The organism is Henriciella litoralis (assembly GCF_002088935.1).
Classification (GTDB): Bacteria; Pseudomonadota; Alphaproteobacteria; order Caulobacterales; family Hyphomonadaceae; genus Henriciella; species Henriciella litoralis.
The window spans coordinates 1,639,047-1,651,198 of record NZ_NCSS01000006.1; the positions used below are offsets into that span (position 1 = coordinate 1,639,047).

General features: G+C 58.5%; 17 protein-coding genes. 8 read left to right on the forward strand and 9 right to left on the reverse strand.

The features are described 5' to 3' along the window. The first annotated feature begins 8 nt into the window (after positions 1 to 8). The 3 genes from B8783_RS11415 (at position 9) to B8783_RS11425 (ending at position 1,343) form a co-directional block, all read left to right on the forward strand. On the forward strand, positions 9 to 407 hold the full coding sequence (locus B8783_RS11415; RefSeq protein ID WP_084420245.1) for a hypothetical protein: 399 nt from the start codon (positions 9 to 11) through the stop codon (positions 405 to 407). Positions 408 to 486: 79 nt separating this feature from the next. Continuing rightward, positions 487 to 918 (forward strand): hypothetical protein, encoded by a 432-nt coding sequence (locus B8783_RS11420; RefSeq protein ID WP_139792345.1) that lies wholly within the window; start codon positions 487 to 489, stop codon positions 916 to 918. Next, complete coding sequence (locus B8783_RS11425; RefSeq protein ID WP_084420247.1) at positions 915 to 1,343, forward strand: hypothetical protein; 429 nt, start codon at positions 915 to 917, stop codon at positions 1,341 to 1,343. Before B8783_RS11420 ends, B8783_RS11425 begins: the two co-directional genes overlap by 4 nt. Before the next feature lie 34 nt (positions 1,344 to 1,377). On the opposite strand, the gene B8783_RS11430 is transcribed toward B8783_RS11425, so the two are convergent. From B8783_RS11430 to purC, 3 genes are all read right to left on the reverse strand, one after another. Then, positions 1,378 to 1,719 carry a hypothetical protein gene (locus B8783_RS11430; RefSeq protein WP_084420248.1) on the reverse strand — a complete coding sequence of 114 codons (342 nt, stop codon included), beginning with the start codon at positions 1,717 to 1,719 and terminating at the stop codon, positions 1,378 to 1,380. 55 nt (positions 1,720 to 1,774) lie between these two features. Beyond that, positions 1,775 to 2,017, reverse strand: coding sequence for a phosphoribosylformylglycinamidine synthase subunit PurS (purS, locus tag B8783_RS11435; RefSeq protein ID WP_084420249.1), 243 nt, complete (start codon positions 2,015 to 2,017; stop codon positions 1,775 to 1,777). A 75-nt stretch (positions 2,018 to 2,092) separates the two neighbouring features. Then, positions 2,093 to 2,863 (reverse strand): phosphoribosylaminoimidazolesuccinocarboxamide synthase, encoded by a 771-nt coding sequence (gene purC / locus B8783_RS11440; RefSeq protein ID WP_084420250.1) that lies wholly within the window; start codon positions 2,861 to 2,863, stop codon positions 2,093 to 2,095. A gap of 220 nt (positions 2,864 to 3,083) precedes the next feature. On the opposite strand from purC, the gene B8783_RS11445 reads away from it, so the two are divergent. Together B8783_RS11445 and grxD are read left to right on the forward strand one after the other, a co-directional pair. Next, a complete protein-coding gene (locus B8783_RS11445) occupies positions 3,084 to 3,413 on the forward strand; it encodes a DUF1476 domain-containing protein (RefSeq protein ID WP_084422072.1) in 330 nt (109 codons plus the stop codon). An 80-nt stretch (positions 3,414 to 3,493) separates the two neighbouring features. After that, positions 3,494 to 3,829: a Grx4 family monothiol glutaredoxin gene (gene grxD / locus B8783_RS11450; protein ID WP_084420251.1), complete on the forward strand. Its 336-nt coding sequence runs from the start codon at positions 3,494 to 3,496 to the stop codon at positions 3,827 to 3,829. A gap of 29 nt (positions 3,830 to 3,858) precedes the next feature. On the opposite strand, the gene B8783_RS11455 is transcribed toward grxD, so the two are convergent. Beyond that, entirely contained in the window at positions 3,859 to 4,311 is a 453-nt protein-coding gene (locus B8783_RS11455) for a hypothetical protein (protein WP_084420252.1), read from the reverse strand. A 355-nt stretch (positions 4,312 to 4,666) separates the two neighbouring features. On the opposite strand from B8783_RS11455, the gene B8783_RS11460 reads away from it, so the two are divergent. Beyond that, positions 4,667 to 6,097, forward strand: a complete 1,431-nt coding sequence (locus tag B8783_RS11460; protein ID WP_084420253.1) for an amidase — start codon at positions 4,667 to 4,669, stop codon at positions 6,095 to 6,097. Positions 6,098 to 6,123: 26 nt separating this feature from the next. On the opposite strand, the gene B8783_RS11465 is transcribed toward B8783_RS11460, so the two are convergent. Next, on the reverse strand, positions 6,124 to 7,212 hold the full coding sequence (locus B8783_RS11465; protein WP_084420254.1) for a hypothetical protein: 1,089 nt from the start codon (positions 7,210 to 7,212) through the stop codon (positions 6,124 to 6,126). Between the two features lie 230 nt (positions 7,213 to 7,442). Between B8783_RS11465 and rimO the strand changes: the two genes are divergently transcribed. After that, complete coding sequence (gene rimO, locus B8783_RS11470) at positions 7,443 to 8,798, forward strand: 30S ribosomal protein S12 methylthiotransferase RimO (protein ID WP_084420255.1); 1,356 nt, start codon at positions 7,443 to 7,445, stop codon at positions 8,796 to 8,798. Here the strand turns inward: rimO and B8783_RS11475 are convergent. Beyond that, positions 8,795 to 9,181 carry a hypothetical protein gene (locus B8783_RS11475; RefSeq protein WP_084420256.1) on the reverse strand — a complete coding sequence of 129 codons (387 nt, stop codon included), beginning with the start codon at positions 9,179 to 9,181 and terminating at the stop codon, positions 8,795 to 8,797. The two genes, rimO and B8783_RS11475, sit on opposite strands and share 4 nt — an antisense overlap. Positions 9,182 to 9,266: 85 nt before the next feature. Between B8783_RS11475 and B8783_RS11480 the strand changes: the two genes are divergently transcribed. Continuing rightward, on the forward strand, positions 9,267 to 9,962 hold the full coding sequence (locus tag B8783_RS11480; RefSeq protein ID WP_139792346.1) for a head GIN domain-containing protein: 696 nt from the start codon (positions 9,267 to 9,269) through the stop codon (positions 9,960 to 9,962). Positions 9,963 to 9,983: 21 nt separating this feature from the next. Here B8783_RS11480 and B8783_RS11485 read toward each other — a convergent pair whose 3' ends face one another. The 3 genes from B8783_RS11485 to rpsD form a co-directional block, all read right to left on the reverse strand. After that, positions 9,984 to 10,451: a hypothetical protein gene (locus tag B8783_RS11485; protein WP_084420258.1), complete on the reverse strand. Its 468-nt coding sequence runs from the start codon at positions 10,449 to 10,451 to the stop codon at positions 9,984 to 9,986. A 67-nt stretch (positions 10,452 to 10,518) separates the two neighbouring features. Next, positions 10,519 to 11,346 carry a PPK2 family polyphosphate kinase gene (locus tag B8783_RS11490; protein WP_084420259.1) on the reverse strand — a complete coding sequence of 276 codons (828 nt, stop codon included), beginning with the start codon at positions 11,344 to 11,346 and terminating at the stop codon, positions 10,519 to 10,521. Positions 11,347 to 11,436: 90 nt separating this feature from the next. Further along, positions 11,437 to 12,054 (reverse strand): 30S ribosomal protein S4, encoded by a 618-nt coding sequence (rpsD, locus tag B8783_RS11495; RefSeq protein WP_084420260.1) that lies wholly within the window; start codon positions 12,052 to 12,054, stop codon positions 11,437 to 11,439. Positions 12,055 to 12,152 lie beyond the last annotated feature (98 nt).

Genomic DNA, 12,152 nt, shown 5'->3' on the forward strand with positions numbered 1-12,152 from the left:
GGCGAACAATGAAACCAAGAGGTTCAGGCTGCCTTTGGGGCGTTGGCGCTTTTATCGGTCTGCTCATTGTCGGTTACGTCACGACTCTGATGTTTCAGCCCGAACGACTATCCCGGTCCATGAGCTGCGTCGGCCCTTACGGTGAGACCGGACCGGCCTACCCGAACACGTGTAAGAAAGACATCAATGCCCGCCTCTGCCTGTTTGGCAAAGATGGCAGCGACATTTGCCGGACCGTTGAGCTGGCCCCCGGTGAAGGGTTCGACCGCTACCAGATCGCAGCCGATCTAGCCGACCTGAACGGTCTGCTACGTGTAGAGATAAACGCCTGCGACACCCCCTATCTGCCGGACAAGGTCGTAGATATGAATACCAAGCGTCTGAAGGACGGTTGCACCAGGCCTTGAGGGCCGGCGGGGGTGACAAGTGCCGCGCGAAGCGGCAGTCTCTATGTCTAGCTTTGGGACAGCTTAACCGGGGACGACCGTGAAATCATTTTTCGCAAGAATACCGCACAGCATTCGCGTGATCGGCTTTTTCGTGATCTTCTCTGTTGGTGCCTGGTGGCTGTCGACTTTCACCAATCCGACGGCCCATGCCGACCGAAATCAGTGCCTGAAGCGCGAAGGAAACACCGGTCCTTACACCAATGGCTGCGATTACGACATCAATGCGCGTTACTGCTTCCGCAATGACGGCCAGGAGAAAACCTGCGGTGTTGTTGCTCTCAAGCCGGGTGAAAAGATGTCAGATTTGCGCGAGGAGTTCGATGCGGCGAGCGCGAAACATCTCGTCCTGCGTACAACCGTTCATGCCTGCAAGGCGCCATTTATTCCAGACGACGTCGCCAGCCAGCAGAGCACAATCCGCAAGGTCGATGGCTGCCGAAAGCCTGATAAGAGTGGCGGTGCGCAATGAAGCGCATCTGGTCAGCCCTTCTTGTCGTCGTCCTTGTCGTCGGCGGTTTTTTCGCCTCTCAGATTCTCCAGCCACAGCGGTTCGCGGACCGCTCCAGTTGTCTTTATCTCAGCAAGGACTCGCTCTCGCTTCGAAACACCTGCGATGAGGCACTTTCCGCGCGGCTTTGTCTTGGCCAGCGCGAAACACCTCTTAGCTGTCGGTATCTTAGTCTCGCACCCGGCGAAAAATCACCGGCGGCGATCAATCTTGCTGCAGGTGAGGTCGCGCCGCCGAGCATACGCTATGGCGCTTGCAAAGTGCCCTACGTGCCCTCCACCGTTCGTGATCCGAATAATGTTTCCCTGACCAAGTTCGGATGCAGGAAAGAAGGGAGCGAACAGCAGAAAACTGCGCCCTTTAGTAACTTTCGTGCCCTGCAGTGACCGGGAGGCCCTGCTCGTCACATTCTTAAGCCGATCAGTTTACGATATAGATTTCCTGCCGTTCCGGCTTGGGGTCGGTCGAGGGGCCGTGACAGGTCTCCAGAAGACGCTCTGCCTGCCGGGCTGAAGGTGGCGGGCTGAACTGGCCTTCCATGCCATCGATGACGAGATCGCAATTGCAATCGACGCCTTCGGTTTCAACATCGTTTACGCTCTGGAAGATCAGTTTGCAGCCATCGCGCGCCTGCGTCGAAATACGGGTCTGAAGCTGCTGGCCATCTTCCTGCCAGCTGGACGAGACGGACCGGCAGATCTCGCTCGCCTGAGCGGTCAGGGTGAGGGATGCGGCAAAGAGGAAAATCACGACATGTTTCATGCCTGACCTCAAAGCATATTTCGGGCCAGTTTCAGTCTGACCAGACGCGCCGCTGCTACTCGACCAGCTCATAGCGGTAGGACTCGATCACCGTGTTGGCGAGCAGCTTCTCACACATCTCTTTCACACGGCCATCTGCCTTGTCTGCAGCGACGCCTGTCAGGTCCAGCTCGATCACCTTGCCGATGCGCGCGCCCTGCACTTCATCATAGCCCATACGGCCAAGCGTATCGGCAACCGCCTTGCCCTGAGGGTCAAGAACGCCCGGCTTAAGACCAACATGGACAATGGCTTTCATGGCGCACGCCTTTCGCAAACTTCGAGTCGCCCCCCTCTAGCGCATTTGCGCCGGAGTTGGAACGCATCGAAAGACCTATTTACCAGCGGTATTGAAGTCTACGACTTCGCCGCCCTGAGCGCTTTCCTTGATAATGCCGAGGCGGCGCGCAACTTCAGCGTAGGCTTCGGTCACACCGCCAAGGTCACGGCGAAAGCGGTCCTTGTCGAGCTTTTCATTCGTCTCGATATCCCAGAGCCGGCAGCTATCGGGGCTGATCTCGTCTGCAAGGATCGTGCGGACCATCTCGCCCTCGAAATGGCGGCCAAACTCGAGCTTGAAATCGATGAGGCGAATGCCCGCGCCGGCAAAAAGACCGGACATGAAATCATTCACGCGCAGTGACATGGAAATGATGTCGTCGAGCTCCTGTGGGCTGGCCCAGCCGAACGCAGCGATGTGCTCTTCGGAGACAAGCGGGTCGCCCAGCTCGTCTTTCTTGTAGCAAAATTCGACAATCGCCCGCGGCAACACTTCGCCTTCAGGGATACCAAGACGTTTGGACATGGTGCCAGCCGCAACATTGCGCACGATGACTTCCAGCGGGATGATCTCAACCTTGCGGATCAACTGCTCGCGCATATTGAGACGCTTGATGAAATGGTTGGGGATGCCGACCGCAGCGAGCCGCGTCATGATAAATTCACTGATACGGTTGTTCAGAACGCCCTTGCCATCCAGCACGGCTTTCTTTTCAGCGTTGAAGGCTGTCGCATCGTCCTTGAAGTACTGGATCAGAGTGCCCGGCTCGGGCCCCTCATACAGTATCTTGGCCTTGCCTTCGTAAATCATGCGCCTGCGTGACATAGCCATCTCCTCGTGGAGCCTGACTGGCAGTTGGCCCCACTTCCCCTTGAACAAGCCCGAATTGATACCCCGAAGCTGAAGGTGAAACAAATGCTGATTCAGTGGCCATCACAACGGCCAAGCGCTGTTGACCAGCCAAGATGGTCTTGCGCTAAACCCGTTCGAGCCTCTATATCGCGCCAGACATTCAGAAGCCATGCAAGACAGGAAGGCTTTCTCCATGAGCACATTTGAAGATCGCGAACGCGGTGAAGAAGCAAAATACGCGCACGACGCTGCATTCCAGTTCAAGGTCACGAACCGCCGTAACAAGCTGCTGGGCCTCTGGGCCGCAGACCTGATGAACCTGTCCGGCAACGACGCCGAAGAGTACGCCAAGTCTGTTGTGCGCTCTGATCTGGAAGAGCCGGGCGACGAAGACGTGTTCCGCAAGGTGCGCGGCGACTTCGACGCCAAGGGCGTTGACCGTTCCGATGCCCGCATTCGCGAGCACATGGCCGAGCTGACCGCCGTGGCGCGTGAGCAGGTCATGAAAGAGGTCAAGGAGTAGGCGAACAGCCCCTCCCCTTGAACGTGTCTGCCCTGCGCCTCACATCTGGGGTCGCAGGTGCAAATCTATCGGAGACCGAAATGAGCGACGACGTCCAGACCCAGATCGACCAAGCCGTCAAAGGCAATGATGTGCTGCTCTTCATGAAGGGCACACCAACCTTCCCGCAATGCGGCTTCTCTTCGGTCGTCGTTCAGGTGCTCGACTATCTCGGCGTCGACTATGTCGCGACCAATGTTCTGGAAGACCAGGCCGTGCGCGAAGGCATCAAGACCTATTCAGACTGGCCAACCATCCCTCAGCTCTATGTGAAGGGTGAGTTTGTCGGCGGCTGCGACATCATCAAGGAAATGTTCGAAAGCGGTGAGCTGAAAACGTATATGGCCGATAAGGGCATTGAAATGGAAGCGGCGTAACCGCCTTGCGTTAGAAAAGGCCGCGCCGTCTACCGGGCGCGCTTTCTCTTGCTTCGAACTGACTCCACCAGTGATGCCAGCTCCGCCGCGATGAGGCGGTCATATTCATTCTGGTTCATTTCGATCCCGGCCCGCGGTGTCTCGACCAGTCTTTCACGGTCGGCAAGTAGGCGCTCGAAGACGTCGATATACTCCGGATACGATCTGAGGCTGGCCATGGCAGCGACCTGGATCTGCAGGTTGCTGTAGTGCGATCCGCCTTTCGGACAGAGCGCATCTCCACCCCCTGCCGCTGCAATCATCAACCGGTATGACAGCTCCAGCCGCTTGGTCTCATTTTCTGTCCGCTTGGCCTGGTATTGCGCCCAGGCCGCAACTGCGATCGCGGTTGCTGATAGGAAGAGCGCGATTGCAGTCAGCAGGAATGACGCTGAACCTATGGCATTTGTCAGCGACGCGTTTGTGGCTTCGAAATCAGGCATCGCCCCTCCCCCTGGATCGCACAGTCTTACAAATACGCGTAATTTTCAGAAATTGCGAGGGCACTGTTGATTGATATGCTTCAGGGTTGGTCCTGCGAACAGGCATATGAGCCAACCGCGCCTTCCTGCAAAATTCACCGCATGAGTTACGATTTCGGCATCAGTTTTTCCAGGTATAAAACGCGCTTCCGGCTCTTACCCAAACCGAAGAAGCGAACGGTGGCCCGCGAAGTCTCCGCGCCGAAGGACGTGGACCAGGTTTGGCCACCTCGCCCTTGCCCCTGTCTGTCTGTTCGGCGAAGCTTTCTCTGACAGACCCGCTCCATCGTGAAGAGCGGGCATCCGGAGGACACACATGGCCATCGACAATTACTCAGACCTGGACGCCACCGCGCTCGCAGAGCTGGTCCGCAAGGGCGAGACGACGCCCACCGAAGTGCTGGAAGAGGCGATCAGCCGGGCCGAGCGGCATAATCCCAAACTGAACGCCATCACCTACAAGGCTTTTGACGAAGCACGCGCGGCGGCCAAGGGCGACTTGCCCGACGGCCCATTCAAGGGCGTCCCGTTCCTGATCAAGGACATTGCAAGCCCGGTGAAAGGCTGGCCGCAGACGAGCGGCTCGCGCTTTCTGAGGGACGTCGTCGCGGCTGAAGATGGCGCGCTGACCAGGCGGTTCCGCGAGGCAGGGCTTAACCTCTTCGGCAAGACCAACACGCCTGAATTCGGCATTACCGGCACGACCGAAGGCGCCTTTCATGGCGCCTGCCACAATCCGTGGAACACCGATTACATCACTGGCGGCTCTTCAGGCGGTGCGGCCGCCATGGTTGCCGCCGGTGTTTTGCCCATGGCGCATGCGAGCGACGGGCTCGGCTCGATCCGTATCCCCGCAGCCTGTTGCGGCCTCTTCGGCATGAAGACCACGCGCGATCGCAACCCAAACTCTGCCTATGACGATGCCGCCGCAATCGGCCTCACCGTGGAGCATGCGGTGACGCGCAGCGTGCGCGACAGCGCCGCCCTGCTGGATGCGACGGCCTATCCTGAACCCGGCGCGCCTTTCGCCTATCCCGCCAAGTCGCGCCCCTTCGCTGAAGAGGTTGGCGCGGCGCCCGGCAAGCTGCGCATTGCCTTTCACTCCGAGACGCCAAGCGGCAAGCCCGTCCATCCGGAAATCCGCGCGGCGCTCGAACAGGCCGCAAAGCTGCTGGAGTCGCTTGGTCACCATGTCGAGGAGCATGGGCTCGGCATTGATTACCGCCGGCTCTACACCGCCCAGCGCGCTGTCTCCGGTAGCAATTTTGCCGCGACGGTCGATGCCGCGATCAAGGCGCAGGGCCGCGAACCGCGCGAGGATGAGTTGGAGCCGCTAACCTGGCGCAATTATCGCGGCTCGAAACATCTCACAGGCTCAGAGGCCATGGCAGGCTGGTCGACGCTCCGGAAGATGAGCCGCCAAATTCTTGGTCTGCACGAGACGTATGACATTATCCTGTCGCCGGTCTTGGGCGAGCCGGTCCCAAAGATTGGTGAGATTGACCCGGTCAATATGGACCCGCGCGATGTTGACCGCCGGCAGGCGCAGGTCTTCCCGTTCACCCCGCCGCAGAACATTACCGGCCAGCCGTCCATGTCCGTGCCTATGGGGCGCGACAGCAACGGCCTGCCAATCGGCATGATGTTCTCTGGCCGCTATGGCGACGAGGCGACGCTGTTCAGGCTCGCCGCGCAGCTTGAAGAAACAAGCCCGTGGCAAAACTTGAGGCCGCCGGTCTGGGGGTAGCCCCAGCAGCACATCGAGCGCCCCGCTCAACCACCTGCATTGATTGTCAGGAGCGGTGAAGCCCCATCGCTGGCGGCAGATTGCAGGGCCAGGAGGAACGTGACGAGGTTGAACGTGGTCTTGGAATCCAGATCGCTGTCATCGATCCAGAACCAGTGGTCGCGGTAGAAAATCTTCACCGCTGTGCCTGATGGCTCACTCGCACCCGATCGGACCTTGAAGACACCGCCGAGATAGGTCGGCCAGTCGGGCGTGCGCGAAGAGCTGCTGGTGCTCTGGGTCGTCAGGCCCGCCTGCTTATGCGCGGCAGGCACTTCCACGGCATGCGATAGCGCGTACAGCGCGCCGAGCACGGTGCGGGTCTGGGCGTAGTGAGGGTCTACCTGGCGGCCGGAATCCTTAGCGACAAGGCCGATTTCCACATCGCAGTCGCTCGTCTTGAGAAGCTCGAGCAGCGCGGCGCAGGACCTGCCCTCATCATCGTCTATGACGAGATATGTGCCGACCCCCTCATCCCCCTTCAGTCGGTCGACCCATACGCGCTCCTGCTGTTGCAGGCTACGCAGCAGGCCCGCCAATTGCCGAAACTCGTAATTGTCAGGAATGACGGCAGGCGTCGGTCCTGACACGCTCGCAGCATTGGAGAGCGGGCCGATGCGCTCGATGCAGCAGGAGATGATCCGCTCAACGCTCCAGCCGGAATTGGCAAGCAGGACGATGGTTTCAGGCGTGATCGGGGCGAGCAGGTCCTGCGCGAACTGGCTGCTGTCGAGGGGTTTGTAGACCGTTGTCGGCGTCTCGCTGACACTGGCACCGGGGATCACTGTGGAGCCGCCCTGCGAAACATTCTGAAAGGGAAGAAAATTCTCCGCCGACAGGGCAAACACATATTGGTGCTGCGTCGTGATGCCATCGATATCCATGAAAACGATGGGGTCGCGGTACTTCAGACGGACGAGGTTGAGCAAGAGTTGCTCGCTCTTGGTCGTCGCGATGGCCTCATTATAGGCATAACCGGACGGGCTGATTGTTGTCGCGCCGCGATGGCTGGTGCAGGCGGCGAGCAAGCTCGCGCATGTCAGAATGGACGCCAGAAGGCGCGTTATTTGTCCCACGGTAGTGTCTCCCCAAAGTCCCTTGGGGAAGTTTAGACAATGTCCGCGCAGGGTGCAAAGCACTTCCATTAAGGCGCGCTTGCTCACCCTCGAAGCAATTGCCGTTCTCGCCTGCAAGGCAAGGTGCTGTTATGCCGAGGAGGTCACGCAGTCCCAGCAAGCATACAGCGCGCTTGAGTGGTGAAGCTCACGGCTTCCGTCTGCCCGCGCAATCCTGTAAAGGCCGCCCCATGAGCACACTGATTGAGACCCCGGCAAAAGCGACCACGAAATCCCAGCCAAAGGTGGGCATTGTGTCACTTGGCTGCCCTAAGGCGCTGGTTGATTCCGAGCGGATCATTACGCGGTTGCGCGCTGAGGGCTACGCCATCGCGCCGGACTATCAGGGCGCTGACCTTGTGCTGGTCAATACGTGCGGCTTCATCGACAGCGCGCGCAATGAGAGCCTCGAAGCCATTGGCGAGGCGATTGAGGCAAATGGCAAAGTGATTGTCACCGGGTGCCTTGGCGCAGAGCCGGATGTCATTCAGAAGGCGTACCCCAAAGTGCTCGCCGTGACCGGGCCGCATCAGTATGAGCAGGTGATGGACGCGGTGCACACGCATCTGACGCCGCCGCCGAACGCCTTCACCGATCTTGTTCCGGAAGCGGGCCTGCGCCTGACGCCCCGCCACTATGCCTATTTGAAGATTTCAGAAGGCTGCAACAATCGCTGCAGCTTCTGCATCATCCCGAAACTGCGCGGAGACCTCGTGTCCCGTCCAATCCATCACGTGCTGACCGAAGCCGAACGCCTGGTCAAAGCCGGGGTGAATGAGCTTCTCGTGATCAGCCAGGATACGTCCGCCTACGGTCTCGATGTGAAATACGCCCCGCAGACCTGGCGCGGCGAGGAATATGAGACGCGCTTCCTTGATCTTGCACGCGGGCTCGGCGAACTCGGCGCATGGGTGCGGATGCATTACGTCTATCCCTACCCGCATGTCGACAAGGTCATTCCGCTGATGACGGAGGGAAAAATCCTCCCCTATCTCGACATCCCGTTCCAGCATGCCTCGACCAATGTGCTGAAACAGATGAAGCGCCCGGCCAAACAGGACCGCGTGCTGGAACGCATCCAGCAATGGCGCCGCGATGTGCCGGACATGACCATCCGCTCAACCTTCATTGTCGGCTTTCCGGGCGAGACCGAGGAGGATTTCGAGGTCCTGCTCGACTTTATCCGCGAAGCGAAAATCGACCGGGCCGGCTGTTTCAAATACGAAAATGTCGAGCACGCTGATAGCCGACTGCTGGGCGACCACCTCCCCGAAGAGGTGAAAGAGGAACGCTGGCACCGCTTCATGGCCGTGCAGGCCGCCGTCTCCGCCGAGCGCGCCGAAGCCCAGATCGGCACCGTGCAAGACGTCATTATTGATGGGCCAGGCGAAGCTGATGGCGAAATGCTTGGCCGGTCCAAGGCAGATGCGCCTGAGATTGACGGGGTGGTTTACCTCGCCAATGCAGGGCACTTGAAGCAAGGCGATATCGTCAGCGCCCGTATCGAGGACGCTGACGAATATGACCTCTACGGTGAGCCGGCCTAACCGCCGACGCGATTGCGAACTGAAACGTCCGCCCCGTTCGGAATACCGAGCTCCTCAAAGCTCCAGCTCAGCTCGACTCCGTCGGGCAGATTGGCGCGGCAATAGTCCTGCTTCTCGCGGAAGAAGCCGACCGTGAAGCTGTCGTCACCGGATTTGCGGACGTCTGTACCGATGAAATCCTTCGTTGTGCATCCATTGGACGATACGCGCGCCGTGATCTGATTGGCGGAAACTTCAGCGCCTTTGAGAGATCCATAATCACGGTCGAGATCCCAGCTGGCAGCGGTATGCTCATCTGCATCGACAATGACGCAGGCGCCCAGAACAACGGGTGACGCGGCCATCAAGCCGACAATGGCAAGTTTGGTAAAACGGTGGGTCATAGAGAAATTCCTTATTGACTTACGATAATTGTTGGTATTGTTATTCGATAATCATCTGTCAATCGAATTCTTCATTGGAGCCAAAATGAAACTCAAATCACTCCTCGCCGCAACGACGACACTTGCCGTTTTCGCCGCCCCTGCCATTGCTGAAACGCAGACCTATTCCGTTGCTACTTTCGACGAAATCGACGTGTCGAGCGGCATCAATGTCATCTTTGAAATCGGTGATACGCAATCTGTCGAAGTCGAGAACGACAAAGGCGATTTCAGCGATATCGTGGTCGACGTCGATGAGGGCGCGCTCGTTCTGAAACGCCCGAAAAAGTTCAAGATGGGCTTTGGAAAACGTCGTACGGACTACACTGTGCGCGTCGTCGCCACGTCCTTGAACGGCATTGAAGCCTCATCCGGCGCGAGCGCTGAAGGAAGCGGCCTCACAGGTGACGTCGACGTGGGTGTCTCTTCAGGCGCCTCTGCTGCGATATCTGACATTCGCGCTGACGAACTGGAAGTCGAAGCCTCCAGCGGCTCAGACGTTGAACTGTCCGGCACCTGCGTAGAAATCGACGCAGATGCCAGCTCCGGCGCCGATCTTGATGCCTCAGGCGTACAGTGTGAGCGCCTGACAGCGGACGTGTCCTCTGGCGCCTCAATCCGCGCCTATGCCAGCAAAAGCGTCAATGCAGACGCCTCAAGCGGCGGCAGTGTCCGCGTCTCCGGCGGCGCGACAGACGTTACCATCGACAAGTCCAGTGGCGGTTCTGTAACCGTCAACTAACGAGAACTGAGACAGGCCTGCCTAGTCAGCCTGCAACTGGATAAGGCGGACACCGTAGTAACAGGTGTCCGCCGCACAGTTGTAAAGATTGGCGGTCACCGTGTACGTCGCGGCCTCTTCACTATCGAACAGGATCACTGGCACATCCGACTCCGTTTCGTCAGCGGCAACTGTTTCGCCCGCCGCGTTCGTGATGATGATATCGAGATCCCCGCAATCGGTGTCGCACGCGCCGACCACGGCATAGCTGCTCTCGGCTTCAGTGCTGACCTCATAGCTATGGCCTGTATCGGAGGCCAGCAGGTCTTCAAACGTTTCAAGCGAGATGGCCGTTGCGTCCGCCTCCTCTGCACTCGACTCGAGCTGCGCGAGCATGGCATCGAGTTGGTCGTGCACGACCTCCACATAAGGCTCAGCCGCGCTTGAAACCGGCAATATTAGCGCCAGCGCCGCCGTGCTCGTTGCGATATATTTCAACAGTCGGGCCATTTTGACGTCTCCCCAGATCAAATGAACGTCCAGCCTTAGGCAACAGGCGTCCTCACCGCAATCCCGCCTAGCCGATATCAAAGTCGTCCGGGTGATGTAGCTGGAGGGGCCATTCGAGATCGAGCTCTTCCAGTGCACCGCGCACAATCCGGGCAATGGCAGCATTGCGGCGCTTCCGGCTGTCTGAAGGTATGACGTACCATGGTGCATGCTCGGTTGAGCATCGCTGGACCATGGTTTCATAGGCGGACATGAATTGTGGCCAGAGCTTTCGGTCTTCCAGGTCCTGGGGATTGAACTTCCAGTATTTGTGACCTTCCATCAGGCGCTGACGCAAGCGGATGCCCTGCTCTTCATATCCAACATGCAGCATGAATTTCAGCACCACGGTTCCGTTCTCGACCAGATGCTTCTCGAACTGGTTGATCTGCTCATAGCGCTGCTCGATGTCTTCGGCGGGCGCGAATTCGCGGACCTTCACAACGAGAACATCCTCATAGTGAGAGCGATCAAAGATGCCGATTTTTCCGCGCTTTGGTACGGCCTGATGCACGCGCCATAGATAGTCATGCGCAAGCTCTTCTTTGGACGGAGCTTTGAACGCCTTCACCTGCATGCCGAGCGGCGTGGTGTAGGCAAATACGCTCTTGATCGTGCCGCTTTTGCCGGCCGTATCCATGCCCTGAAGCACAACGAGCACAGACCGCTTGCCATTGGCGTAGAGCAGGTTCTGTAGCTGGTCGATGGCCTTGCCATCCTCTGTCAGCCCATCCTTTGTATCGTCCTTATCCTCAAACAGGGCGCGGTCACCGCTGTCGCGAGCGGAAAGATCGAAGGGCTCGCCCGGCTGCGCAATAAATCGTGCGCGGACCTCGGTAATAGACGGTTGTGACATGAAAAACTCCGGCAGGATTTGATTTGGTCAAAAGAAAAGGCCGCGCCCAATGGAGCGCGGCCTGATCGTAGCTGCAAGTCCGGTAAGAACTTACGAAGAATAGAATTCGACGACTTGGGCCGGTTCCATCTTGACGGCGTAAGGCACGTCAATCAGCTCTGGCACGCGCACATAAGTCGCGGTCATCGCTTTTGGGTCCACTTCGATATATTCTGGAAGGTCACGCTCTGGCGAGCCGAGAGCTTCGAGAACGAGGGCGAGGTTACGCGACTTTTCGCGGATTTCGACAACGTCGCCAGCTTTCAGACGGAAAGAGCCGATATTGGTCTTCACGCCGTTCACTTTGACGTGGCCGTGGTTCACGAACTGACGGGCCGCAAAGATTGTAGGCACGAATTTCGAACGATAGACAAATGCGTCCAGACGGCTTTCGAGCAGGCCGATCAGGTTCTCGGCCGTGTTGCCCTTCATCCGGTTGGCTTCATCGAAGGTCTTGCGGAACTGTTTCTCGGTGATGTCACCGTAGTGAAACTTGAGCTTCTGCTTCGCCATGAGCTGCATGCCATAGTCAGAAACCTTCTGACGACGGCCCTGGCCGTGCTGGCCTGGCTTGGTTGGGCGCTTGTTAACCGGGGACTTCGGGCGACCCCAGATATTCTCACCGACGCGACGGTCGATCTTGTACTTCGTCGAATGACGACGTGACATGGCATACTTCCTTTTACGACGCGGGCCGGTGGAACGCCTTCATGGGTCCCACGATTACAACGGCGGCTCCGCACCACCCGTCCTGAAGCGGCGCTTTC

What these genes read in the sequence shown, in the direction of transcription:
- B8783_RS11455 (WP_084420252.1), bottom strand. Translation starts at nt 4,311, where the DNA reads ATGCCTGATTTCGAAGCCACAAACGCGTCGCTGACAAATGCCATAGGT.
- purS (WP_084420249.1), bottom strand. Translation starts at nt 2,017, where the DNA reads ATGAAAGCCATTGTCCATGTTGGTCTTAAGCCGGGCGTTCTTGACCCT.
- B8783_RS11490 (WP_084420259.1), bottom strand. Translation starts at nt 11,346, where the DNA reads ATGTCACAACCGTCTATTACCGAGGTCCGCGCACGATTTATTGCGCAG.
- rpsD (WP_084420260.1), bottom strand. Translation starts at nt 12,054, where the DNA reads ATGTCACGTCGTCATTCGACGAAGTACAAGATCGACCGTCGCGTCGGT.
- B8783_RS11460 (WP_084420253.1), top strand. Translation starts at nt 4,667, where the DNA reads ATGGCCATCGACAATTACTCAGACCTGGACGCCACCGCGCTCGCAGAG.
- B8783_RS11415 (WP_084420245.1), top strand. Translation starts at nt 9, where the DNA reads ATGAAACCAAGAGGTTCAGGCTGCCTTTGGGGCGTTGGCGCTTTTATC.
- B8783_RS11425 (WP_084420247.1), top strand. Translation starts at nt 915, where the DNA reads ATGAAGCGCATCTGGTCAGCCCTTCTTGTCGTCGTCCTTGTCGTCGGC.
- B8783_RS11480 (WP_139792346.1), top strand. Translation starts at nt 9,267, where the DNA reads ATGAAACTCAAATCACTCCTCGCCGCAACGACGACACTTGCCGTTTTC.
- purC (WP_084420250.1), bottom strand. Translation starts at nt 2,863, where the DNA reads ATGTCACGCAGGCGCATGATTTACGAAGGCAAGGCCAAGATACTGTAT.
- rimO (WP_084420255.1), top strand. Translation starts at nt 7,443, where the DNA reads ATGAGCACACTGATTGAGACCCCGGCAAAAGCGACCACGAAATCCCAG.
- B8783_RS11445 (WP_084422072.1), top strand. Translation starts at nt 3,084, where the DNA reads ATGAGCACATTTGAAGATCGCGAACGCGGTGAAGAAGCAAAATACGCG.
- grxD (WP_084420251.1), top strand. Translation starts at nt 3,494, where the DNA reads ATGAGCGACGACGTCCAGACCCAGATCGACCAAGCCGTCAAAGGCAAT.
- B8783_RS11485 (WP_084420258.1), bottom strand. Translation starts at nt 10,451, where the DNA reads ATGGCCCGACTGTTGAAATATATCGCAACGAGCACGGCGGCGCTGGCG.
- B8783_RS11475 (WP_084420256.1), bottom strand. Translation starts at nt 9,181, where the DNA reads ATGACCCACCGTTTTACCAAACTTGCCATTGTCGGCTTGATGGCCGCG.
- B8783_RS11430 (WP_084420248.1), bottom strand. Translation starts at nt 1,719, where the DNA reads ATGAAACATGTCGTGATTTTCCTCTTTGCCGCATCCCTCACCCTGACC.